The sequence below is a fragment of the Cryobacterium sp. TMS1-13-1 genome (assembly GCF_004403125.1).
In the GTDB taxonomy this organism is placed as follows: Bacteria; Actinomycetota; Actinomycetes; order Actinomycetales; family Microbacteriaceae; genus Cryobacterium; species Cryobacterium levicorallinum.
Window position 1 is genome coordinate 179,800 of the sequence record NZ_SOGX01000009.1, and the last position, 23,051, is coordinate 202,850.

A 23,051-nucleotide genomic window follows, 5' to 3' on the forward strand; every position below is an offset into this window, starting at 1 on the left:
GCGGCGGCCCGCGCCGGAACTACCGACGGTAGTTCGGAGCCTCGACCACGATCTGCACGTCGTGCGGGTGCGATTCCTTGAGCCCGGCCGGGGTGATACGCACGAACTTGCCCTTCTGCTTGAGCTCGGTGATGGTGCGCGCTCCCACATAGAACATGGACTGGCGCAGGCCGCCGATGAGCTGGTAGGCCACCGCGGCGAGCGGGCCACGGAACGGCACCTGCCCCTCAATACCTTCGGGGATCAGCTTCTCGTCGCTCGGAACGTCGCTCTGAAAGTAACGGTCCTTCGAGTACGACGTCTTCGACCCGCGAGTCTGCAACGCGCCGAGCGAGCCCATGCCGCGATACGTCTTGAACTGCTTGCCGTTGACGAACACGAGTTCACCGGGACTTTCCGTGCAACCGGCGAGCAGGGAACCGAGCATGACGGTGTCGGCGCCGGCCACGAGGGCCTTGGCGATGTCACCGGAATACTGCAGACCGCCGTCGGCGATGACCGGAATACCGGTTTCGCGCGCGGCCAGCGAGGCCTGATACACGGCGGTGATCTGGGGCACGCCGACACCGGCCACGATGCGGGTGGTGCAGATCGAGCCGGGGCCCACGCCGACCTTGATGGCGTCGGCACCCGCGTCGATGAGCGCCTGGGCGCCCGAGCGGGTGGCGACGTTTCCGCCGATCACATCGACGTCAGCGAACGCCTTGTCCGACTTCAGACGACGAATGATGTCGAGCACGCCGGCACTGTCGCCGTTGGCGGTGTCGACCACGAGCACGTCCACCCCGGATTCGAGCAGAGCGGTCGCGCGCTGCCAGGCATCACCGAAGAAGCCGATGGCGGCGCCGACGCGCAGGCGTCCGCCGTCGTCCTTGGTGGCGAGGGGGTATTCCTCGCTCTTGTCGAAGTCTTTCACGGTGATCAGGCCGGTGAGCTTGCCGTTGGCGTCGATCAGTGGCAGCTTTTCGATCTTGTGCTTCGCGAAAATCGCCAGGGCGTCTTCGGGAGCCATTCCGACCTTGCCGGTGATCAGCGGGGACCTGGTCATGACCTCGCTGACCCTGGTGAGCGCCTTCCTGGCGTGCGGCACGAAGCGCATATCCCGGTTGGTGATGATGCCCACCAGAATTCCGTCGCCGTCGATGACGGGCAGCCCGCTCACGCGGAACTGGCCGCACAGGGCGTCAACCTCGGCGACGGTGGCGTCGGGCGAAGTGGTGACCGGGTTGGTGATCATGCCGGATTCGCTGCGCTTGACCAGGTCGACCTGTTCGGCCTGATCCCCGATCGACAGGTTGCGGTGCAGAATTCCGAGGCCACCCTCACGGGCCATGGCGATCGCCATGCGGGTCTCGGTCACGGTGTCCATGGCGCTGGAGAGCAGCGGCAGCGACACATCAATGCGCCGGGTCAACCGGGATTTGGTGACCGCCTCGCTCGGAATGACGTCGGTGTGCCCCGGCAGGAGCAGCACGTCGTCGTAGGTGAGTCCGGTGAATCCGAACGGATCTGGCTGATCCATGAAACCCCTTACCTGTAGCAAAAAACAGAAAATTGTCCGGAAAATCGCGTTACCACCCCACGGGACGTGAAGGAAATTGACCGGTCCTTCAATGTTAAGCGTGTTTGGGCTCATCACATTCCGCACACCATTAGCCAGCCGGTGCGGAGTTTCGAAACATATAGGACATAATCGGCAAATACTCTCAACAGAGAAGTTGGCATTAGTCACCCGGCGCCCGCCCGGTTACCCATCGGTCGGCACCAACATGGAGGTCCCGTGCAGCCCATACATACGGCTCAGAGATACGTTCCCAGGATGCTCGTGATTCTGTTTGTGACACTTCTCGCGGCCCTCACCATGGCCACCTTTTCGGCGGGCACCGCGCACGCCGATGAGGTGGGCACGGAGTTCGATTTCACGATCTCCGGCAACGTGCAGTTCAACGGGGAAGCCCTCGGCGACGTAGCGATCTCCGTGTCCGGCAACGGCTACGAGGCCGACACGGTAACGGATGCCGATGGCCGATGGGCCATCGGGGTTCCCGAAAAGGGCACCTACGAGGTCACCCTCGACGAAGACACCCTTCCGGAGGGCGTCATCGTCACCGAGGGCGGCAACGTGATCGAAACCGAGTTCGGGCTGACCGACCGTCGCTCGGTCAACTTCTTCCTCGGTGAGGGCGTCCGCAACACGGTGAGCTTTTTCGACCAGTTCGTGAACCGATTCTTCAACGGCCTGAACTTTGGCCTTCTGCTCGCCCTCGCGGCAATTGGCGTGTCGCTGATCTTTGGCACCACGGGCTTGAGCAACTTCGCGCACGCGGAGATGATCACGTTCGGCGCGCTGATGACCCTGGTCTTCTCGGTCAACTTCGGCCTTCCGATCTGGCTGGCCATTCTCATTGCGATCGTGTTGAGCGGATTCCTCGGCTACGGCCTCGATGCGGTCATTTGGAAACCACTGCGCCGCAAGGGCGTCGCAGTGATCCCACTCATGATCGTGAGCATCGGGCTATCCCTCGCACTGCGCTACCTCTACCAGTATTTCTTCGGCGGCAGCACGAGCCAGCTTCCCGGGGCGGGAATGACCGACCTCAAGTTCGGTCCGATTTCGCTGTCACCGATCGATATGGCCAGTATGGGCATCAGTGTCGTCGTGCTGCTTGGCGTGGCCTACTTTCTGCTGCGCACTCGTATCGGCAAGGCCACCCGCGCCGTTTCGGACAATCCCAGCCTCGCCTCGGCGAGCGGCATTGACGTCGACGGAGTGATCCGCATCGTCTGGGTGGTCGGAGCGGCCCTCGCCGGACTCAGTGGGGTGCTCTGGGCGTATTTCCGCCCCGGTGTCAGCTGGGATATGGGATTCCAGATGCTGCTGCTGGTCTTTGCCGCCGTCACTCTGGGTGGCCTCGGAACCGCATTCGGAGCCCTCATCGGGTCGATCGTTGTCGGCCTCTTCGTCGAGCTGTCGACACTCTGGATTCCGTCCGACATGAAGTATGTCGGCGCACTTGTCGTTCTGATCCTGGTCTTGCTGTTTCGTCCGCAAGGCATCCTGGGTCGTAAAGAGAGAATTGGTTAGGGGTTCACATGGACTGGGGAGCAATCTTTAGCAACGCAGCCGTCGAGCTGATCAGCCCGACCACTGCCGCCTACGCACTCGCCGCCCTCGGGCTCGCCGTGCACTTCGGCTACACCGGCCTGCTGAACTTCGGCCAGGCCGGGTTCATGGCCCTCGGAGCCTACGGCTACGCGATCTCGATCCTGACCTTCGGATTTCCCGTCTGGGGCGCCTTTTTGGTGGGGGTGGGAGCATCCGTTATTTTCGCCTTGATTTTGGGTATTCCCACGCTGCGACTGCGCGCTGACTACCTTGCTATCGTCACGATCGCCGCCGCCGAAATTGTGCGGCTGCTGTTCACGACGAACACCTTCGCCTCCGTGACCGGTTCGGCCAACGGCCTGAGTGGCTACAAGAACGAATTCGCGGCGCTCAACCCGCTCGCCGAGGGCAGCTACGGATTCGGGCCGTTTGAGAACAACGCCTACGACACCTGGCTGCGCATCGTGGCCTGGTCGATCGTGATTCTCGCGGCCCTAATCGTGTGGCAGATCATGCGCAGCCCGTGGGGCCGAGTGATCAAGGGCATCCGCGAAGACGAAGACGCCGTGCGAGCGCTCGGCAAGAACGTGTACGCCTACAAAATGCAGTCGCTCATTTTCGGTGGCGTGCTCGGTACCATCGCCGGCATGATCTTCGCCCTGCCTCGAGCGGTCGTGCCGTCGAACTATCAGACCACGCTGACCTTCTTCATCTACGCCATCCTGCTGCTCGGCGGTGCTGCAACGGTGCTCGGCCCGATCATCGGTTCGATGATCTTCTGGGTGCTGCTGTCGTTCTTTTCCGGCTTCGTCGCTCGAGCCGTGGAGGCGGGCTGGTTGCCGTTTATGACAGCGATCCAGGGCGGCCAGCTGCGCTTCATCCTGGTGGGAGTGGCGATTATGTTGATCGTGATCTTTAGACCGCAAGGCATCTTCGGCAATAAAAAGGAGTTGGCTTTTGTCCGATAACGCTGTTTCGGCCGCTCCGCTCGAGCCGCCGGTTCCCACCCAGAAGCCGATCAAAACGACCGGTCTGCACGTCGGCGATGCCGAACCGGGGTGCCGCAAGGTCGACCCGATTCTCGTCGTCGACGGCGTGCGCCGCACCTTCGGCGGCCTGACCGCGGTGGATGTCGACCACGTCGAAGTTCCGCGCGGCGCCATCACCGCGCTGATCGGCCCCAACGGTGCCGGCAAGACCACCCTGTTCAACCTGCTGACCGGTTTCGACAAGCCCGACGCTGGCAAATGGACCTTCGACGGCCGCTCCCTGGCCGGCGTTCCCGCCTACCGGGTCGCCCGCATGGGCCAGATTCGCACGTTCCAGCTCACCAAGGCCCTGGGGCTGCTGACCGTCATGGACAATATGCTGCTCGGCGCCAAGGGCCAGACCGGCGAGAACATGTTCCGCGCGCTGATGCCGTTTCTCTGGCGCAACCAGGAGGAGGAGAACCGGGCTAAAGCACTCGATCTGCTCACCCGGTTCAAGCTCGATACCAAGAAGGACGACTACGCGGCGAGCCTGTCCGGCGGGCAGCGCAAGCTGCTCGAAATGGCCAGAGCGCTGATGAGCGACCCGACCCTGGTAATGCTCGACGAGCCGATGGCCGGCGTAAACCCGGCGCTGACCCAGTCGCTGCTCGACCATATTTTGAACCTCAAGTCCCAGGGCATGACCGTTCTGTTCGTGGAGCACGACATGCACATGGTGCGGCACATCGCCGATTGGGTGATCGTGATGGCCGAGGGCCAGGTGGTCGCCGAGGGCGACCCGCACGAGGTCATGAGAAATCCGGCCGTGATCGACGCCTACCTCGGCCAGCACCACGACGAAGACATCGGCGAAGACCTCAGCACCGAGACCGAGAACGTGTCAGCCATAAAGGAGTTGCTCGATGACGAACGCTGAACCGCTGGCCGCCCCGTCCCCGACCGAGACCCGGGAAAAAGTCGTCGAGGTCAACAACGTCACCGCCGGCTATGTCACCGGCGTGAACATTCTCAACTCCTGCTCGCTCACCGCCTACGACGGCGAACTGATCGGCATCATCGGCCCGAACGGTGCCGGCAAGTCGACGCTGCTCAAGTCGATCTTCGGCCAGGTCAGGGTGCGCGAGGGCGAAATTCTGCTCCGCGGCAACAACATCACCAACCTCAAGGCCAACAAGCTGGTCGCGCAGGGTGTGGGTTTCGTACCGCAGAACAACAACGTCTTTCCGACGCTGACCATTCGAGAGAATCTCGAGATGGGCATCTTTCTGAAGCCCAAGGGCCTCGTCGAACGACTCGAGTTCGTGACCGAGATCTTTCCGGAGCTCGGCAAGCGGATGTCTCAGCGCGCTGGGTCGCTCTCCGGCGGTGAACGCCAGATGGTCGCCATGAGCCGCGCGCTCATGATGGGCCCGCACGTGCTCCTACTCGACGAGCCGAGCGCCGGGCTGTCCCCGGTACGCCAGGACGAAGCCTTTCTGCGCGTGAAGGAGATCAACAAGGCCGGTGTGACGACGATTATGGTCGAGCAGAACGCCCGTCGATGCCTGCAGATCTGCGACCGCGGCTATGTGCTCGACCAGGGCCGCGATGCCTACACTGGCACCGGACGTGAGCTTTTGAACGACCCCAAGGTGATCGGTTTGTACCTCGGCACCCTCGGGCAGGACTAGCAGCAAAACTCCCCCCACCGGCCAGCAGCGGCGTCCGAGACACTCTCGGGCGCCGCTTCTGTGCGCACTCAGGCCTGCCGAGCGGATGCCGCTGGCCGAGCCGGCGCATCCGCTCGCCCGTCGCTCGCCAGGCTCAGAATACGCAAAAGGGCCCCGGCCGAAGCCGGAGCCCTTCAGAGCGAACTGAGGTGATTAGTTGATGCGGGAGTACGTGTTGTCGGAGTTGTATTCGTAGAGTCCGATCGTCGCCTCGGTCGGGTCACCGTTCTCATCGAACGTGACCGGACCGGAGAAGCCGTCGAAGTCGATTTGCTCTCCCGCGCTCAACGCTTCGGCCGCCGCTGCGAAGTCGGTGACGGTGGTGCCGTCACCGGTTCCGCCGGAGATCTGACGCAGGTAGCTGGCAATCGACTCACCAGAGACGTCGTTGCCGGCATAGGCAGCGAGCGCGATCAGCATAACGGCGTCGTACGATTCGGCCGCGTAGCTGTAATCGGTCAGAGTCGGGTCCACCTCGAGTAGGCGCTCAGTGAAGTCGCCGAGCGTTCCGACATCGAGGCCGGGCAGCGTGCCCTTTGACCCCGTGATGATGTCGGCTGGGAAATCAGCGCTGTAGTCCTTCAGGTTGCCGTCAACGAAGTACAGCTTGTCTCCGGCGAAACCACCGGCGACAATGTCAGGCACGATCACCTTGGACTGGTCGAAGGTGATCAGAGCGATGGCGTCGGGCGCCTCAGCGGTGACCTCCGCAATCTGCGACGCGAAGTTGGACTCACCCTCGTTGAAGAGCGACTCGGCTACGATTTCTCCACCAGCGGCTTCAAACGACTCGCGAACGGCCTTGGCCAGGCCGGTCCCGTAGGCATCGTTAAGCACGATGAGTCCGAGGGTGGCGTTGCCGTCATCGGCGATCTGGGTGCCGAGCACGTCACCCTGCAGCAGGTCTGAGGGCGCTGTGCGCCAGTACAGATCGTTGTCGGCGTAGGTGGAGAAGTCCGGCGACGTGTTGGCCGGTGAGAACTGGACGACGCCGGCGCCCGTGATCTGGTCGATCACGGTTTTAGAGACGCCAGAGGAAGCCGCACCGACGATGGCCGTGACGTCCTGCGAGAGGAGGTCGGTCACCGATACGGTGGCGGTGTCGGTCGTGGTGTCGCCCGAGTCGCGGAAGATGGCTTCAACGTTGATGCCGAGGTCCGCTTCATTGATGTCGTTCACGGCGAGCTGTACACCGGCTTCTTCGGGCGGGCCGAGGAACGCCAGTCCACCACTCTGCGGAAGGATGGTGCCGATCTTCAGTGTCAGGTCGCGGTCACCGGCCTCAACCGTATTGAAGTCTGCGGCATCCGCCGACGGCGCCGCAGAATCACTGGGTGCCGTACCAGCGTCGTTGCTGCAGCCGGTGAGCAGAAGTGCGCTCACGCCGACGAGCGCGACACCGGTAACGAGGGTACGAACGGAGCGGGAGGCGGAGGCCTTCGCGAATACGCTCATGTTGCTCCTTGATAGATAACGAGAGGTAAGTCTGGTCAGCCGATTGACTGCCGTGGTGACAGATTAGGCAATCAAAGACACAGAAACCTACCTGTGCGTGTTACAACCGGGTAAAGCGATCAAATCGTTACGAACGGCGACCGGTCACACCCTGATAATCAATGGTTTGCTCCTGCCCCAGCGCATACACGCATTCGCCCCAGGAGAGGCAGACGGCCATTCCCGAAATCACCTGCGGCCAGCCGGCATCGAGCGATGCGCCCCCGTCGTCCCCGGTGATCACGGCGGCCAGGGCGGCCGTGATCAGACCGTCGTAGGCCTCCGCGCTGCCAGAGGTGGCGTTCAGTCCCGGGTCGGCGGTCTTCAGACGCACGGTGAATGCCTCGTCTGCGGCGAGCGGTGTGCCACCGTTGGCGAAGTCACCCAGTGATACCAGAGCGGCGCTGCCAACGGAGCTGTGCGCATCCGCTGGCAGCGCGGTCGTCGCGTCCCACAAGACCAGGTCAACGCCGCGAGCGGCGAGGTCGGCGTAGGCGGCGGCGAGGTCACCGGCCGAGTTGCGATGCACGAGTTGGATCGGCTGCGTCGGCGTCGCCTGCTCGGCCAGAATGTCGCGCAGGGCGAGCTCGGTGCCTGCCACCTGCGCTGCGCCGCTCGCAGCATTGTCCCCGGTGGTGGGAAAGAGGGTGCCGATGCTCAAGGTTCCGTCACCGCTCGGAGCGGCCGTGACGACCGCGGCCGGGGTCGTGCTCGTCACGGCCGGGGTCGTGCTGGTGCAGCCGGTGAGGGCCAGGGCGCCGAGCAGAACGACGACGGTGAGCGTGCGACGGGGCATCTAAAATCCTTTGGTACGAGCTGAGGTGACGTGTCGGTTCAGCGTATCGGCTGGGCCGGACGGGGGTTCGGAGCTAGATCGGACGGTATTAGGCAGGCTCAAGCGCGCTGCGACGGGGTCCGCGGCCGGAGGCGACCATATCGACCATCAGTATGATCAAGGCCACCCAGACCAGGGCGAATCCGGCCCAGCGTTCGAGCGGCATCGCCTCGTTCAGAACGACTACGCCGACGAGAAATTGAATGACCGGCGCGACGAACTGAATGAGTCCGAGTACCGTCAGCGGCAGGCGCCGGGCGGCGGCGGCGAAGAGCAGCAAGGGAACAGCGGTAATGACCCCGGCCGCGAGCAGGCCAGCCGTGTGCCAGCCGGAGACGGTGCCGAAGGTGAGGCCGGACATGCCGGAAACGACCAGAAGCTGAATGATGGCGACCGGGGCCAGCCAGGCCGTTTCGAGGGTGAGGCCGGTGACGGCGTCGACGTTCGGGCCGACGCGCTTCTTGATCAGCCCGTAGAAGCCGAAGGAGAACGCGAGGATGAGCGAGATCCACGGCAGCGAGCCGTAGCCGACCGCCAGCACGATCACGGCGAGAAAACTGATGCCGATGGCCACCCACTGCAGGCGGCGCAACCGTTCGCGCAGCACGAAGACGCCCAGAAGCACCGTGACGATCGGGTTGATGAAGTAGCCGAGGGCCGCTTCGACGACGTGCCCGGTGGTCGCGGCGATCACGTAGGTCTGCCAGTTGACGAAGATGAACGCACCGGCCAGGCCCATGGTCCAAACCAGACGCGGCTGCTTGAACGCTCGCCCGAGCACGGTCCAGGTGCGGGTCACAGTAATGATCAGGGCGCAGAAAACGAGGGAGAACAGCACCCGCCAGGCCACGATTTCGAAGGCGCCGGAGGGGATGAGCAGCAGAAAGTAGAGCGGCAGCACGCCCCAGAGGCCGTAGGCCAGGCCGCCGAAGACGAGGCCGGTGCGGTGGGTGGCGCGAGCGGCCGAATCGGCCGGTGCGGCGGCATCCGTCATAAATATTCTCCCTGCCGAGACACTAACTGCGCAAACAAAAACTCCCGAATGGCCAGGCCATCCGGGAGTTTCAGTCTAAAGACCAATTTCAGTCTGAAGGCTAGGTAGTGATGAAACCTACTTAGCGCACGACCACAGCGAGCACGTCGCGAGCGGAGAGGACCAGCAGGTCATCGCCACCGAACTTGACCTCGGTTCCGCCGTACTTGGAGTAGATGACCTTGTCGCCGACGGCGATGTCGAGGGGAACGCGGTTGCCGTTGTCGTCAATGCGGCCGGGGCCGACTGCAACAACTTCGCCCTCCTGGGGCTTTTCCTTCGCGGTGTCAGGAATGACCAGACCTGATGCGGTGGTCTGCTCTGCGTCGACCTGCTTGATGACGATGCGATCCTCGAGCGGCTTGATGGAGACCGACACGGTTGACCTCTTTCTAAGACTTGGGTTAGCAGACTCACAGCGAGAGTGCCAAGTGAAGTTTAGGGGGGATGCTGGCACTCGCGCAACGTGAGTGCCAGATCGGGCCGTTTGGTACCGTTGCAGAATGGATCGAACCGAGCTCGTTGAGCTGCTCTCCCCCGCGAGTTTACGGCTGCTGGATTCCCTGCCGCCCTACGAGGCAAACGGTGATGTGCTGAAGCTCGTGAGCGAGCTGCGCAAGGCCGGGCACGCCCCCGGACTCGTGTCGGCCGTGTTGAGCCAGTCGCGACTGCGGGCGAAAGCCGTGGCCAAGTTTGGAGAATTTGCCGAGCGGATGCTGTTCACCGAGGCCGGTCTGGAACAGGCGACCCGGTTGCGGGTTGCCGCACTGCACGCCGGGCGATTCGCCGGGCTTGAAGCCACCCTCGGCCGCGCGCCGCGGGTCGCGGACCTCGGCTGCGGCATCGGCGGCGACGCGATGGCCCTCGCCGCGATGGATCTGCCGGTCGTGGCCGTCGACGCCGACGAGGTCACGGCCACGGTTGCGAGCTACAACCTGGCCCCGTTCCCCAATGCCTCCGCGTTGCAGGCCGACGCCGAGACGGTTGATCTGACCGATTTCGACGCGGTCTGGCTCGATCCGGCCCGGCGCACGAGCGGGCACAGCAACACCAAGCGGCTCACCCGCTCCGAGGATTACTCCCCCTCCCTCGACTTCGCCTACCTGCTGGCGGCGACGCTACCGCTCGGCATGAAGCTCGGGCCCGGCCACGATCGCGACCAGATTCCGGTCGACGCGGAGGCCCAGTGGGTGTCGGTGGATGGCCAGGTGGTGGAGATGGGACTGTGGTTCGGCGCTCTCGCTCGCCCGGGCATCCGTCGATCGGCGTTGCTGCTGACCCGGGATGGCGTGCAGGAGCTGAGCAACGATGCCGACAGCGAGGACGAGCCGGTCGGCGAACTCGGCCACTACGTCTACGAACCCGACGGCGCGGTCATTCGGGCGCGACTGATCGGCGATCTGGCCCGCTCGATGAAGGCCAGCATGCTGAGCGAGGGAATCGCCTACCTGACCAACGACATTCTGGTGCCCACGCCGTTCGCAACCGCCTTTCGGGTGCTTGAAACGCTGTCGTTCGACGAGAAGAAGCTGCGGCTCGCGCTGCTCGAGCGCCGCATCGGAACGCTCGAGATCAAGAAGCGCGGCGTCGACGTTGATCCCGCGACGCTGCGCACCCGGTTGAAGCTCAAGGGGCCGGAAGTCGCGACGCTGATTTTGACCCGGGTGGCCGGACATCGGGTCGCGCTGCTCGTGGAGCGCGTGCGCTAACGGTTGGCCTACAGCAGGGGCAGCACGGTCTGGCTGATGTAGACGAACCAGCCGGCCGCGAGCAGAATCCCGACGATGCCGCTCGCCAGGCCGCTGCTCCAGAGGGCACGCGCCCGATGCTCGGTGGTGCGCGCGATCAGGGCGAGGACGATCGCAACGAGCGCGATCGGCAGGCCGAACACTCCGAGCACGCCGAGCGCGAGCCCGACGAACCCGCAGACGACGGAGGCGACCGAGAGTCGGCGCCGGCCGGTGATGCGCCGCACCTCCGCTTCGGTGTAGCTGTACGGCACGAACTCGGTCGGGGCGGTGACGGTCGATTCCCAGCTGAGCTGGCTGCCCGGGGGCGCGGGCGCACGGGTGTAATCCCGATGCGTGTCGGAATCCTGGTGCGGTGTACTCATTGCTGTCCTCGTGCTGCGAACCGGGTGGGTTTAGTAGGGCTCGCTCACACCACTGTTGGCGATTCCGACGAGCAGCCCGATGGAACCAATGAGCACCAAAATTCCAACGACGAAGCCGAGGTAGCCGACAATCAGACCACCGAGGGCGAGGCCGTAGCCCTTTTCGCCGGTCTTCTTGATCTGGCTCAGGGCGATGTGGCCGGTGATGATGCCCACGATCGAGATCGCGAGGATCGACGTGACGAGGGAGATGATCGACAGAACGTTGTACTTGTCCTGCGGGTTCTGCTGGCCATACGGGTTCTGACCGGTCGCGGGATTCTGACCATACGCGGGAGCCTGGCCGTAGGCGGAGGGCTGCGTACCCGGCGCCGGATAACTTGGATAGGCCGGCGCGGCGGGGGGAACGCTGGCACCGGCCGGATTCGAGTTCGTCGGGCCGCTGTTCGTCGGTTCGACGGGGGGCTGGGTGGGATCAGACATCTGCGGTCTCCTTCATAGTTTCGTTCGGTGGTCGCCCTGCCAGATTATCCCGTTAGCGGGTACCCGGCGACTGGGCGTTGCTCAAACCTGGATCTGACCGACCGGCAGGGTGGAATCGGCGCCGAATTCGAGGGTCGAGGGCTCATGCCCGGCCATGATGAGTTGCGCGCCGAGGGCGGCGATCATGGCGCCGTTGTCGGTGCAGAGCGAGAGCGGCGGGATGCGCAGGACAACGCCGGCAGCATCCGTTCTCTCGGTGGCGACCTGGCGCAGTCGAGCGTTGGCGATGACGCCGCCGCCGAGCAGCAGCCGCGGCACGTCGTGGTCGGCGCACGCAGCGAGAGCCTTGGTGAGCAGAATGTCGACCACCGCCTCGCGAAAGCTCGCCGCGACGTCGGCTGTCGGCACGGGCTCGCCGGCATCCTGGCGCTGTTCAACGAAGCGGGCGACCGAGGTCTTGAGGCCAGAGAAGGAGAAGTCGTAGCGGTGCGCGGCCATGTCCTTGGGCTGGCTGAGTCCGCGCGGAAAGCGGATGGCCTTCGGGTTACCGAGGGCTGCGACCCGGTCGATCTGCGGCCCGCCGGGGTAGGGCAGCGAGAGCAGCCGGGCGACCTTGTCGAAGGCTTCCCCGGCGGCGTCGTCGATGGTCTCACCGAGCAGCTCGACGTCGCTGACCAGGTCGCGCACGAGCAGCAGCGAGGTGTGCCCGCCCGACACGAGCAGCGCGATCGTCGGGTACTCGAGTGGCTCGGTGTCGTTGGTGTTGGTAGCGCCGCGCAGCAGGTCGGCGCCGACGTGGCCGACGAGGTGGTTGACCGCGTAAATCGGTTTGTCGAGGGCGACGGCGAGCGCCTTGGCGGCGCCGACCCCGACCATGAGAGCTCCGGAGAGCCCCGGACCGCAGGTGACGGCGATGGCATCGAGATCACTCAAGCGGATGCCGGCCTCGGCGACGGCCGCGTCAATGGCCGGCACGAGCTCATCGAGGTGGGCTCGCGCGGCAATTTCGGGCACGACGCCGCCGTAGCGGGCGTGTTCGTCCATCGAGCTCGCGATGGTATTGGAGAGCAGGGTGGTTCCGCGCACGATGCCGATGCCGGTCTCGTCGCAGGAGGTTTCGATGCCGAGTACGAGCGGTTCTGATCGATTCAGGGCGGTGCGGTTCATGGTCGTCACGGATTCTCCGCGGAGGTGGGCACGGCTGATTCTGGGGCGGTGAGCATAGATTCCAATTCTGGAATATTCAGGCGCATGACGATGGCGTCGACGTTGTCGGGCTGGTAGTAGCCGCGGCGCACGCCGACCTCCACGAATCCGAGCCGATCGTAGAGGCGTTGGGCGCTGGGGTTGTCGGCGCGCACTTCGAGAAACACCAGCCGGGCGCCGCGTTTGCGGGCCTCGGAGATGAGGGCCTGCATCAGGGTGCGTCCGAGGCCGTGGCCGCGGGCCGAGTCGGCGACGGCGATGGTCTGAATGTCGCCCTCGGTGGCTCCCTGCGGGGTGAGCAGCCCGGCGTAGGCCGCGATGTTATCCGGGTCGTCCGGGGGAAAAGCAACAAGGTAATAGCAGGCGGGGTCGCCGAGATCCCGGGCCATCATCGGCGGTGACCAGGCATCGTTTTCAAAGATACTGGTTTCGAGGTGCATGATCGCCGCGAGGTCTGCCTCGTGCGCACGGCGCAGCTGCCACGTCATCGGCTGACCCGCTTGGGTCCATTCGAGAGCGTGACGTCGGGTGAGCGCAGATACAGCGGCTCGTTCGCGGCAAACGGGCGCCGATGGGCATAGTTGAGTTCGGCGACCAGGCCGAGTTCCCCGGCCGACACCGTGGCGGCGTCGAGGCGCGGCCAGAGCGCGTGCTGCCAGGCGGGCTCGTCGAGTTCGGCCGGTTTGGCGAGTCCGGGTGGGCCGACGCGCACGGGCAGGCCGACGGCATCCGCTTCGCTGTAAGCACTCCAGTAGATTTCGCGGCGGCGAGCGTCGGTGACGACGACGAGCGGGCCGGTGTGGCCGCGACGGTAGTGGCCGTAGGCGATGGCGTCGTGGCTGATCACCGGCACGAGCGGCTTGCCGGCGCCGAGGGCGAACACGCGCGCCGCGGCGATGCCGACGCGCAGGCCGGTGAACGGGCCCGGGCCCATGCCGCCGACCACGCCGGAGAGATCCGCCGGGGTGATCTTCGCGTCAAGGAGGCAGTCGAGAATGAACGGGCCGACGATTTCGGCATGGCGCATGGTGTCAGCCTCGCCGCGTTCGGCGATAATTCCGCGGTCAAGGTCGACCACGGCGACACTCGTGCCGGCAGAGGTATCGATGGCAAGTAGCACCCGCTCAGCCTAGCTTTGATGCGGCAGGCGCTGCGCGCGTCGGCCGCTGCGGCTGGAGGGTCAGATCATCCGTCGAAAGGACGAGAGTCAGCGACCGAGGGAACGGTAGCGGGCCAAGCGACGCGGAAGTAGCTCGTCAACGGGCACCGTGGACAGCGTGGACAGCTCGTATTCGATGGCTTCAGCCAGCCGCTGGCAGAACGCCCGTCCTTCGTCGGCGGCGTCGGGGCGCTCGTCCACGATGTGGTCGACGATCCGATTGGCGTACAGCGAGGCCACGTTCACGCCCTGAGCCTCCGACATGGCCGGTGCGAACTCGGTGTTGTGGTGCACGATGGCACTTGCCCCTTCGGGAGGAAGCGGCGACAGCCAGGAGTGTTGGGCGGCGATCGTACGGTCGGCGGGCAGCAGCGCGAGCGCCCCGCCGCCGGCACCCTGTCCGAGCAGCACGGACACGGTTGCCGACCGCAGGCCGATCAGCTCGTGCAAAGAGCGGGCGATTTCCCCGGCCATGCCGCCCTCCTCGGCCTCCTTCGACAGCGCGGCCCCGGCGATGTCGATCACGGTGAGCAGCGGAAGCCCGAGTTCTTCCGCAAGGCGCATGCCGCGACGGGCCTCCCGCAGCGATCCGGGGCCCATCCTGGTGTCTTGCGAAGGCCGCGGCCGGATGTGCCCGAGCACGATGCAGCTCTGCTGCCCGAACCGTGCCATGGCGAGCATGAGCCCCGGGTCCTTCTCACCCTCGCCCGTGCCGTTGAGCGGCAGCACGTCGTGCGCGCCGTAGGCGAGCAGCTGGCGCAGGTCTGGTCGCCGCGGGTTGCGCGAAATCTGAATGGATGCCCACGCGCCGCTCGCTGCCGGCCGCACGTTCAGGGTCTCCGGTGCCGCCACCGGCGTGGAGGCCCGGTCGGTGAGAATTGTGAGGGCGCGGTGCACGATCTCCGGCAGCTGCTCCGGCGGCACAACGGCGTCGATCAGCCCTTGGTTGAACAGGTTTTCGGAGACCTGCACGTTTTCCGGAAATTTCTTGCCGTACAGCGCCTCATAGACCCGCGGGCCGAGAAACCCGAGCAGCGCGCCCGGCTCGGCCACCGTCACGTGCCCGAGTGAGCCCCAGGAGGCCATCACCCCGCCCGTGGTGGGGTGCCGCAGGTACACCAGATACGGATGCCCCGCCTCGCGGTGCGCGCGCACGGCCGCGGTGATCTTCACCATCGACAAAAAGGCCAACGTGCCCTCCTGCATGCGGGTACCGCCGGATGCCGGTCCAGCCAGGACCGGCAACCCCTCGCGTGTGGCCCGTTCGATCGCGTTCACAATCCGGTCAGCAGCGGAAAGCCCGATCGATCCGGCAAGAAACGCGAACTCGCTCACGACGATCGCCACCCGGCGACCGTGGATCAGCCCCTCGCCGGTGAGCACCGCCTCGTCGGTGCCGCTCTTCGCTCGTGCCTTCACGAGGTCGGCCCGGTACGCCTCGTTCGGGTCGGGGTCAACCACGGGCTGATCCCAGCTCGTAAAGGACCCGTTATCGAGCACCACGTCGATGAGCTCCGTGGCGTTGAGGTGGCGAGTTGCGAGCGCGGGTTGAGAAATCAAAGTGAGATACCTTCCAGTGAACGGTTGAGCCAGGTGCGAATGTCGTTGCCGTGCTGATCGAGCACGGGCGGAGCGGAGTGCATCGTGTTCGTTGTCTCGACCGTATCGGCGGGTCCGAAGAACCGAAGCGGAGGCCCGGGGAGGCTGATCCGGCCGAGCACCTCGTGTTCAACGTCGATCAGCAGCCCCTGCGAGAGCACCTGATCCCATTGATAGACCTCATCCAGGGAACGCACCTTGCCGGCCGGGATTCCGGCGTCGGTCAGTTTCTTCAGCAGGGTCACGGCATCGAAGTTGGCGAAGGCATCCGCTATGGCAGCCTTGAGGCCCTCCCGATTGCGCACGCGGTGCGCGTTGGTGGCCCACTCGGATTGCGCAGCATCGAGGCCGAACTCGGCTGCGAAGGTGGCCCAGAGTTTCTCACTGCCGATGCTGATCTGCACGCTCCCGCCGCGGCAGGGAAAGAGCCCGTAGGGAGCGATCGACGGATGGTGGTTGCCCTGGGCCTCCGGCACCTCGCCGGCCACCGTGGCGCGGGTGCCCTGGAAGGCATGCACTCCCACCAGTGCGGCGAGCAGCGAGGTGCGCACAATCTGTCCCTGACCGGTGCGCTCGCGCTGAAGCAGCGCGGCGAGCAGTCCGAACGCGCCATACATGCCCGAGAGCAGATCGGCGATCGGCACGCCCACACGCTGCGGGTCGTCGGGGGCGGAGCCGGTGAGGGACATCAGGCCGGCCTCGCCCTGCAGAATCTGGTCGTAGCCGCTTCGACTGGATTCCGGGCCGTCGTGGCCGAAACCGGTGATCGAGAGAATCACCAGCGCCGGGTTGAGAGCGTGCATCGCCTCGGGCGAGAATCCGAGCCGGTCGAGCACCCCTGGACGAAAATTCTCCACCACAACGTCCGCGCGCAGCAGCAGCTCGCTGAGCACCTCCCGGCCGTCGTCACTCTTCAGATCGAGGGCGATGGATTCTTTATTGCGGTTGCACGAGAGAAAGTACGTGGATTGCGGATCGTTCGCGGGGCCCACAAAGGGCGGGCCCCAGCCGCGGGTATCGTCTCCCGTGCCTGGATTCTCCACCTTGATCACGCGTGCGCCGAGGTCGGCGAGCATCATGCTCGCGTGCGGACCGGCGAGCGCGCGGCTGAGGTCCACAACGAGGTAGCCCGCGAGGGGACCCTGCCGGTCGGTTTCAGAACGGGTGTCGGTTTCGGTACTCATGATCGGTCCTTTCTCGAGGTGCGTGGGGTCGGTGACGGGTTACAGCCACCCGGGCAGCACGAGCACCGCCCAGGCGATGGCCGGCCCGGCCACGACGACGATTCCGCTGTAGGCGAGGATCTGCTTGTAGAAGCGGTCCTTGTCAACGTCGTCGGGGGCGTTGGCGAGCACGAGCGCGCCATTGGTCGAGAACGGCGACACGTCCACGATGGTCGACGCGACGGCGAGCGCGCAGATCACGCCGATGGCGCTGATATCCCCGGTCGCAAGGAACGGCACGGCGAGCGGAATCAGCGCGGCCAGAATGGCCGTTGACGAGGCGAAGGCCGAGACGACGGCACCGATGTAGCAGATCAAAAGTGCGGCAAGCAGGGGCATGCCGAGGTTGGCCACCCCTTCCGACACGTATTCGATGGTGCCGGCCTCTTCGAGAACACCGACGAAGGTGAGCATGCCGCAGATGAGCAGCACGGTCGACCAGCTGATCTTGTTGACCGCGCCCTTCTGCGCCGCAGGCGAGACGAGGGCGAGGATGACGGCGATGGTGATCGCAACGAAGCCCACGTCAACCTTGAAGCCGAGCGCGATCACGGCGAGGGCGATGAGGCCGGCCACCGTCACAAGCTGCGGGATGCGCTCTCCGCGGGTGGCCGTGGCCAGCACTCCGTCGCCCGCGGGGTCGCGGGGGCCGTAGATGCCGGAGCCGAAGCCCTTGAACGCCACATCACCGCCGGCGCGCGCACCGACACTCACGGCCATGCGCGCTTCGGCGGCTTGTTCCACGAAATGTCCGACCCGGCTCGACATCAGGTTTCGGCCACCGAGCACAATGAACAGCACGACGGCGATCAGAAAGTTGAAAATGAGGCTCGACAGAAACACCGCTGTCGGGCTCGCGTCGAGCCCGGTGGTCGAGATGAGGCTGTTCACGATCACGCCGTAGACGGCGATCGGCGAGAATCCGCCGCCCTGCGCGCCGTGGATCACCATCATGCCCATCAGCAGCGGGCTGATCTTGTACTTGCGGGCAAAGCCGAGCGCGATCGGCGCCACGATGGCCACCGCGGCCGGGGACAGCGCACCGACGGCCGTGATCACGGCGGTGATCACGAACATCACCCAGGGGATGAGGGCCACCCGACCGCCGACGAGCCGCACTGCACCGCGCACCAGCAGGTCGATCGTGCCGTTGCCCTGCGCAATCGCGAACAGGTACGTAACGCCGACGAGCGTGAGGAACAGCCCGCCCGGGAAGTTGGCGAGAATATCGGTGGTCTCCATGCCGAGGAAGACAGCACCAAGTAGAAAGGCACCCACGAAGGCCAGCGCACCCATGTTGACGGGCAAAAGCGTGGCGATCAGAAACATCACCGCCAGGATGATGATTGAGATAACGGGAGCGGACATCGTTGTTCCTCCATAGGTTCAGATGAATGTGGGCTATTGGCTCACTGGACTAGCCTCCTAGACAGTAGGTGACTTTGTCAAGAGCCGTGTAAAGTTGGGCCGAGGGATCTTAGGGAGGCAGACATGACGAGGGACGCAATACCCCAGCCGCTTACGCGCGTCACGAAACCACGCCTTTACGAACAGCTCGTGGCCCAGCTTCTCGCCTACATCGAGTCCGCCCACCTCGGCCCCGGCGACCTGTTACCCGCCGAACGCGAGCTCGCGGAACGGCTCGGTGTCTCCCGCGCCACCCTCGCCCAGGCCCTCGTGGCCCTCGAAGTGCTCGGTGTCATCGACGTTCAACACGGCACCGGCGCCGTTCTCGTCTACCGGCCGAGCATCGCAACGGTGATCAGTGGGCTCCGCGAACATCGCAACCGGCTCCCCGAGATCGTGGAAGCCCGCAGCACCCTCGAGGTGAAACTCGCCGAGCTCGCCGCGGAACGCCGAACGGATGCCGACCTGCTCGCGATCGAGGATGCGCTCCGAGTCATGGCCGAGGAAATCGCCGTCGGCGACCGCGGGTCGCACGGCGACGAGCTCTTCCACCAAGCCGTCACGGCGGCTGCGCACTCCCCCGTGCTCGCCCAGCTGATGGCATTCATCGCCGAGATGATCCTCGAAACGCGGCTCGAGTCACTCGCCCAGCCGGGACGACCCGAGCAATCCCTGGCGTCGCACCGAGCGATCACGGCGGCCATCCGCTCGCAGGATGCCGACGAGGCCGCGGCGAAGATGCTCGCACACATCGAACTCGTCTCGGACGTCGCGCTGCTGAAGTAGCGGCCGGGGGCTCAGCGCCGCGGTCGAAGTTGCCCGAAGTCGGTCGCATCCGTCCAGCGCAGCCCGTGGCCGGTCAGGGTAACGGTGCGTGGTTCCTCGAGATCGTGATCCAGATCGATAACGGATACCGCGGCATCCGCTTCGCTGATGGCGTCAGACCGGCCCTGCGGTCGCTCGATTTCAATGTCGAGCCAGGACTCGGTGATGCCGTCGAGCAGGCCGCGACCCCATTCAACGACCACGATGGAGTGGGCGAAGTCGATGTCGAGGTCGTCGAGCTCCATGGCGCTGTTCAGGCGGTAGGCATCGACGTGCACGAACGGTGGGCCACCGACCAGGCTCGGATGCGTGCGCGCGAGCACGAAGGTCGGGCTGGTGACGGCGCCACGCACCTGCAGCCCCTCGCCGAGGCCGCGGGTGAGGGTGGTCTTGCCCGCGCCGAGTGGCCCGGTGAGCACGATCAGGTCGCCGGCCCGCAGCGTGGCCGCGAGGCCGATACCGAAGCGGTGCATCGCGGCGGCATCGGGGATGGTTCGCCGCAGTTCAGACAGACCCGACTCAGCCATGGATGTGCAGCCGGGGCACCCGGTGTCCGATGCGGGTGACGATCTCGTAGTTGATCGTGCCGGCGGCGTCGGCCCAGTCGGTCGCGCTCGGCGCTCCCGTGGCCGGGTCGCCGAACAGCACGACGGTATCGCCCACGGCGACGCCTGGATTGTCGGCTCCGAGATTGACCACGAACTGGTCCATCGCGACCCGGCCGACCAGCGGGTAGGTCGCGCCGTGAATCTGCACGAGCGCACTGCCGGAGGCCTGCCGCGGAATTCCGTCGGCGTAGCCGAGCGGCACGAGCACGAGCGTGGAGTCTTCCGGCGCCCGCCAGAGATAGTCGTAGGAGACGCCGGCGCCCGCGGCCACCCGGCGCACCAGGGCGACCCGGCCGCGCAGGGTCATGGCCGGCACCAGGCCGAGGTCGGCGCTGCTGGCATCGTCAAACGGCGACAGCCCGTACAGGGTGATGCCCAGGCGAACCATCGAAAAGCGCGCGGCTGGCAGCCGCAGTGCCGCCGCGGAAGAGGCAAGGTGCACGAGGGTCGGGGCCAATCCGGCGGCACGGGCGGCGACGACACCGCGCTCGAAACACTCCAGCGCCTGCTGGTCGTCGATGGCTGAGGCGTTGGCGAGGTGGCTCATCACGCCGTCAACGCGCAGCAGCCCGACCTGCTCGAGGGCCGCGGCGAGCGCGAACACCTCGGCCCAGTCGTTCTCGTGCACACCGTTGCGGCTCAGGCCGGTTTCGAGTTTGAGATGAACGGATGCCGTCTGGCCGAGTTCCGCCGCTGCATCCGCTGCCCGTTGCAGTTGGCGTGCTGACGAGAGGCCGAGGGTGACGTCATCGTCGATGGCGGCGCTGAAATCGGCGTCTGGATCGTGCAGCCAGGCCAGGATCGGCGCGTCGATTCCGGCGTCACGCAACTGCAGGGCTTCGTCGATGTCGGCGACGCCGAGCCAGTCGGCGCCACCGGCGAGGGCGGCGCGGGCCACGGGCACGGCGCCGTGACCGTAGGCGTTGGCCTTGACCACGGCCATGGCGTGCGGGGTGCCGACCAGCGCGCGCAGGTGCGCCATATTGCTTCGGATCGCGGCGAGGTCGATCACGGCCTCGCGAAACCCGCTCACGACTCGGCCACGACGAAGGCGCAGGCCACGCCGGCGTCGTGCGTCATGGTGACGTGCACTCGGCTGATGCCGCGATCTTTCACCGCTTGCAGGGCCGCCCCGCTGAGCTTGAATTCCGGGTTGCCGTGTGGGTCGTTCACGATTTCCATCTCCTGCCAGGTGGCCCCCGCACTGTCGCCGAGGGCCTTGATCAGAGCTTCCTTGGCGGCGAAACGCGCAGCGAGGGAATGTACCGGCAGACCGCGTTCGCTCTGGGCGAACAAGCGTGGTACCAGGCCCGGCGTGCGCGCGACCTGGCGGGTGAACCGCGCCAGGTCGACCACGTCGACCCCGATGCCCTTGATCACTGCGGGCTATTCGACCGTGACGGATTTCGCGAGGTTGCGCGGCTGGTCCACGTCGAGGCCCTTGGCGATGGCGAGCTCCATGGCGAAAATTTGCAGCGGCACCACGGCTAGCAGCGGTTCGAACAGTGGAGCTGCGAGCGGAATGCGTATGACGGTGTCGGCAAACGGCAGCACGGCGGCGTCGCCGACCTCGGCGATGGCGATGACGCGGGCACCGCGGGCGCGGATCTCCTGAATGTTGGAGACGACCTTGGGGTGCAGGTGTGCCGAGCCGCGCGGGCTCGGCACCACGACGAACACCGGCTGGCCGGGTTCGATCAGCGCGATCGGACCGTGCTTGAGCTCACCGGCAGCGAAGCCCTCGGCATGGATGTAGGCGAGCTCCTTAAGCTTGAGTGCTCCCTCGAGCGCGATCGGAAACCCGACGTGGCGGCCGAGGAACAACACGGCGCGGGTGTCGCTCATCCAGCGGGCCAGCTGACGCACCTCGTCTTCGACCTGCAGAACGGTCTCGATTTTCGCCGGGATGGCCTGCAGTTCGGCGACCTGCGCAGCCTGCTCGGCCTCGGTGAGACTGCCGCGCACCCGGGCCAGGTGCAGCGCGAACAGGTAGAGCGCAGTGATCTGCGCGACGAAAGCCTTGGTCGACGCGACCGCGACCTCGGGGCCGGCGTGGGTGTAGATGACGGCATCACTCTCGCGCGGGATGGTCGCGCCCTGCGTGTTGCAGATCGAGATCGCCTTGGCGCCCCGCTCCATTGCGTACTTGACGGCCATGAGCGTGTCCATGGTTTCGCCAGACTGGCTGATCGAAACGACCAGGGTGTCGTCGCTGAGGACCGGGTCGCGGTAACGGAACTCGTGGCTGAGCTCGACGTCGACGGGCACCTGCGCCCACTTTTCAATGGCGTACTTGGCGACCTGGCCAGCGTAGGCGGCGGTTCCGCAGGCGATGATGACGATCCGACGGATGCCGGCGAGCACGTCATCGCCAAATGCGCTCAGTTCGGGTACGACCACGTGGCCGTCGGCGATGCGGCCGCGCAGGGTGTTGGCGACGGCGTCCGGCTGCTCGGAGACCTCCTTGGCCATGAAGCTGGACCAGCCGCCCTTCTCCGACGCCGAGGCGTCCCAGGCGACATCGAACTCCTCGGTCTCGACCGGGTGACCATCGAAATCGGTGACGGTGACGGCATCCGCTGTGATGGTGACGATCTGGTCCTGGCCGATGGCGACGGCGCGACGGGTGTATTCGACGAACGCGGCCACGTCGGAGCCGAGAAAGTTCTCGCCGTCGCCGAGCCCGATGACGAGCGGCGAGTTGCGGCGGGCGCCGACGACGACGCCGGGCTGGTCCTGGTGCACGGCCAGCAGCGTGAAGGCGCCGTCGAGGCGGGCAACGACGGTGCGAAAAGCCTCGGCCAGGTCGCCGACGCGCTGGTATTCGCGTCCGAGCAGCACAGCGGCCACTTCGGTGTCGGTTTCACTCAGTAAGGTGAAGCCCTCGGCGAGCAGTTCGTCACGCAGCGGGGCGAAGTTTTCGATGATGCCGTTGTGAATGAGGGCGAGCTTGTTATTGTCGCCGAGGTGCGGGTGCGCGTTTTCGTCGTTGGGGCCGCCGTGGGTGGCCCAGCGGGTGTGACCGATGCCGGTCGCGCCGTCGTTGATCGGGTGGGCTTTGAGCTCGTTGGTGAGGGCCACGAGCTTGCCGGCCTTCTTGGCCGTGTTGAGCACCCCGAACTCGTCAATCACGGCGATACCCGCGGAGTCGTACCCGCGATATTCGAGCCGACCGAGCCCTCCCATGAGAACGTCAACGGTCTTGTTGCTTCCGACATAACCTACGATTCCGCACATGGAAGTCGATTTTAGCCGGACT

The 23,051-nt window shown here is 65.5% G+C and carries 23 protein-coding genes; 6 read left to right on the forward strand and 17 right to left on the reverse strand.

What is annotated here, in order from left to right; translation table 11 throughout:
• Positions 1-19: 19 nt before the first annotated feature.
• Positions 20-1,522 (reverse strand): IMP dehydrogenase, encoded by a 1,503-nt coding sequence (gene guaB / locus E3T31_RS09040; protein ID WP_134468440.1) that lies wholly within the window; start codon positions 1,520-1,522, stop codon positions 20-22.
• A 297-nt stretch (positions 1,523-1,819) separates the two neighbouring features.
• Here guaB and E3T31_RS09045 point away from each other — a divergent pair, with 297 nt between their 5' ends.
• Genes E3T31_RS09045 through E3T31_RS09060 form a run of 4 tightly spaced genes read left to right on the forward strand, consistent with a single transcriptional unit; the run spans position 1,820 to position 5,768 of the window.
• Entirely contained in the window at positions 1,820-3,085 is a 1,266-nt protein-coding gene (locus E3T31_RS09045; protein ID WP_134468441.1) for a branched-chain amino acid ABC transporter permease, read from the forward strand.
• A gap of 8 nt (positions 3,086-3,093) precedes the next feature.
• Positions 3,094-4,074, forward strand: coding sequence for a branched-chain amino acid ABC transporter permease (locus E3T31_RS09050; RefSeq protein WP_134468442.1), 981 nt, complete (start codon positions 3,094-3,096; stop codon positions 4,072-4,074).
• Between the two features lie 49 nt (positions 4,075-4,123).
• Entirely contained in the window at positions 4,124-5,014 is an 891-nt protein-coding gene (locus E3T31_RS09055; protein ID WP_241977803.1) for an ABC transporter ATP-binding protein, read from the forward strand.
• Positions 5,001-5,768: an ABC transporter ATP-binding protein gene (locus E3T31_RS09060; RefSeq protein ID WP_134468444.1), complete on the forward strand. Its 768-nt coding sequence runs from the start codon at positions 5,001-5,003 to the stop codon at positions 5,766-5,768. The genes E3T31_RS09055 and E3T31_RS09060 overlap by 14 nt, the downstream gene beginning before the upstream one ends.
• 192 nt (positions 5,769-5,960) lie before the next feature.
• Here the strand turns inward: E3T31_RS09060 and E3T31_RS09065 are convergent, their stop codons facing one another.
• The 4 genes from E3T31_RS09065 to groES all read right to left on the reverse strand — a co-directional run bounded on the left by E3T31_RS09065 (position 5,961) and on the right by groES (position 9,548).
• Positions 5,961-7,262, reverse strand: coding sequence for an ABC transporter substrate-binding protein (locus E3T31_RS09065; protein ID WP_134468445.1), 1,302 nt, complete (start codon positions 7,260-7,262; stop codon positions 5,961-5,963).
• 127 nt (positions 7,263-7,389) lie between these two features.
• Complete coding sequence (locus E3T31_RS09070) at positions 7,390-8,097, reverse strand: hypothetical protein (protein WP_134468446.1); 708 nt, start codon at positions 8,095-8,097, stop codon at positions 7,390-7,392.
• Between the two features lie 88 nt (positions 8,098-8,185).
• Complete coding sequence (gene rarD, locus E3T31_RS09075; protein WP_134468447.1) at positions 8,186-9,130, reverse strand: EamA family transporter RarD; 945 nt, start codon at positions 9,128-9,130, stop codon at positions 8,186-8,188.
• A gap of 121 nt (positions 9,131-9,251) precedes the next feature.
• On the reverse strand, positions 9,252-9,548 hold the full coding sequence (gene groES, locus E3T31_RS09080) for a co-chaperone GroES (protein ID WP_092107311.1): 297 nt from the start codon (positions 9,546-9,548) through the stop codon (positions 9,252-9,254).
• Between the two features lie 124 nt (positions 9,549-9,672).
• On the opposite strand from groES, the gene E3T31_RS09085 reads away from it, so the two are divergent.
• Entirely contained in the window at positions 9,673-10,878 is a 1,206-nt protein-coding gene (locus tag E3T31_RS09085; RefSeq protein ID WP_134468448.1) for a class I SAM-dependent methyltransferase, read from the forward strand.
• An 8-nt stretch (positions 10,879-10,886) separates the two neighbouring features.
• On the opposite strand, the gene E3T31_RS09090 is transcribed toward E3T31_RS09085, so the two are convergent.
• The 8 genes from E3T31_RS09090 to E3T31_RS09125 form a co-directional block, all read right to left on the reverse strand.
• Complete coding sequence (locus E3T31_RS09090; RefSeq protein WP_134468449.1) at positions 10,887-11,282, reverse strand: hypothetical protein; 396 nt, start codon at positions 11,280-11,282, stop codon at positions 10,887-10,889.
• Positions 11,283-11,312: 30 nt separating this feature from the next.
• Entirely contained in the window at positions 11,313-11,765 is a 453-nt protein-coding gene (locus E3T31_RS09095) for a DUF4190 domain-containing protein (RefSeq protein WP_134468450.1), read from the reverse strand.
• An 81-nt stretch (positions 11,766-11,846) separates the two neighbouring features.
• Positions 11,847-12,932 carry a tRNA (adenosine(37)-N6)-threonylcarbamoyltransferase complex transferase subunit TsaD gene (tsaD, locus tag E3T31_RS09100; RefSeq protein ID WP_134468497.1) on the reverse strand — a complete coding sequence of 362 codons (1,086 nt, stop codon included), beginning with the start codon at positions 12,930-12,932 and terminating at the stop codon, positions 11,847-11,849.
• Between the two features lie 5 nt (positions 12,933-12,937).
• The gene (gene rimI / locus E3T31_RS09105) at positions 12,938-13,459 is read right to left on the reverse strand and encodes a ribosomal protein S18-alanine N-acetyltransferase (RefSeq protein ID WP_134468451.1); all 522 of its coding nucleotides are present in this window, start codon (positions 13,457-13,459) and stop codon (positions 12,938-12,940) included.
• Positions 13,456-14,091 carry a tRNA (adenosine(37)-N6)-threonylcarbamoyltransferase complex dimerization subunit type 1 TsaB gene (gene tsaB, locus E3T31_RS09110; protein ID WP_134468452.1) on the reverse strand — a complete coding sequence of 212 codons (636 nt, stop codon included), beginning with the start codon at positions 14,089-14,091 and terminating at the stop codon, positions 13,456-13,458. The genes rimI and tsaB overlap by 4 nt, the downstream gene beginning before the upstream one ends.
• Before the next feature lie 87 nt (positions 14,092-14,178).
• Positions 14,179-15,690: a carboxyl transferase domain-containing protein gene (locus E3T31_RS09115; RefSeq protein ID WP_134468453.1), complete on the reverse strand. Its 1,512-nt coding sequence runs from the start codon at positions 15,688-15,690 to the stop codon at positions 14,179-14,181.
• Positions 15,687-16,913 (reverse strand): CaiB/BaiF CoA-transferase family protein, encoded by a 1,227-nt coding sequence (locus E3T31_RS09120; RefSeq protein ID WP_134468454.1) that lies wholly within the window; start codon positions 16,911-16,913, stop codon positions 15,687-15,689. Before E3T31_RS09120 ends, E3T31_RS09115 begins: the two co-directional genes overlap by 4 nt.
• A gap of 39 nt (positions 16,914-16,952) precedes the next feature.
• Positions 16,953-18,320, reverse strand: a complete 1,368-nt coding sequence (locus E3T31_RS09125) for an SLC13 family permease (RefSeq protein ID WP_134468455.1) — start codon at positions 18,318-18,320, stop codon at positions 16,953-16,955.
• 123 nt (positions 18,321-18,443) lie between these two features.
• Between E3T31_RS09125 and E3T31_RS09130 the strand changes: the two genes are divergently transcribed.
• A complete protein-coding gene (locus E3T31_RS09130; RefSeq protein ID WP_134468456.1) occupies positions 18,444-19,145 on the forward strand; it encodes a FadR/GntR family transcriptional regulator in 702 nt (233 codons plus the stop codon).
• A gap of 11 nt (positions 19,146-19,156) precedes the next feature.
• Here the strand turns inward: E3T31_RS09130 and tsaE are convergent, their stop codons facing one another.
• Genes tsaE through glmS form a run of 4 tightly spaced genes read right to left on the reverse strand, consistent with a single transcriptional unit; the run spans position 19,157 to position 23,029 of the window.
• Positions 19,157-19,711, reverse strand: a complete 555-nt coding sequence (gene tsaE / locus E3T31_RS09135) for a tRNA (adenosine(37)-N6)-threonylcarbamoyltransferase complex ATPase subunit type 1 TsaE (protein ID WP_134468457.1) — start codon at positions 19,709-19,711, stop codon at positions 19,157-19,159.
• On the reverse strand, positions 19,704-20,774 hold the full coding sequence (gene alr, locus E3T31_RS09140; protein WP_134468498.1) for an alanine racemase: 1,071 nt from the start codon (positions 20,772-20,774) through the stop codon (positions 19,704-19,706). Before alr ends, tsaE begins: the two co-directional genes overlap by 8 nt.
• A gap of 47 nt (positions 20,775-20,821) precedes the next feature.
• Positions 20,822-21,172, reverse strand: a complete 351-nt coding sequence (locus E3T31_RS09145) for a holo-ACP synthase (protein ID WP_092449506.1) — start codon at positions 21,170-21,172, stop codon at positions 20,822-20,824.
• Positions 21,173-21,178: 6 nt separating this feature from the next.
• Positions 21,179-23,029, reverse strand: coding sequence for a glutamine--fructose-6-phosphate transaminase (isomerizing) (gene glmS, locus E3T31_RS09150; protein WP_134468458.1), 1,851 nt, complete (start codon positions 23,027-23,029; stop codon positions 21,179-21,181).
• Between the last annotated feature and the right edge of the window lie 22 nt (positions 23,030-23,051).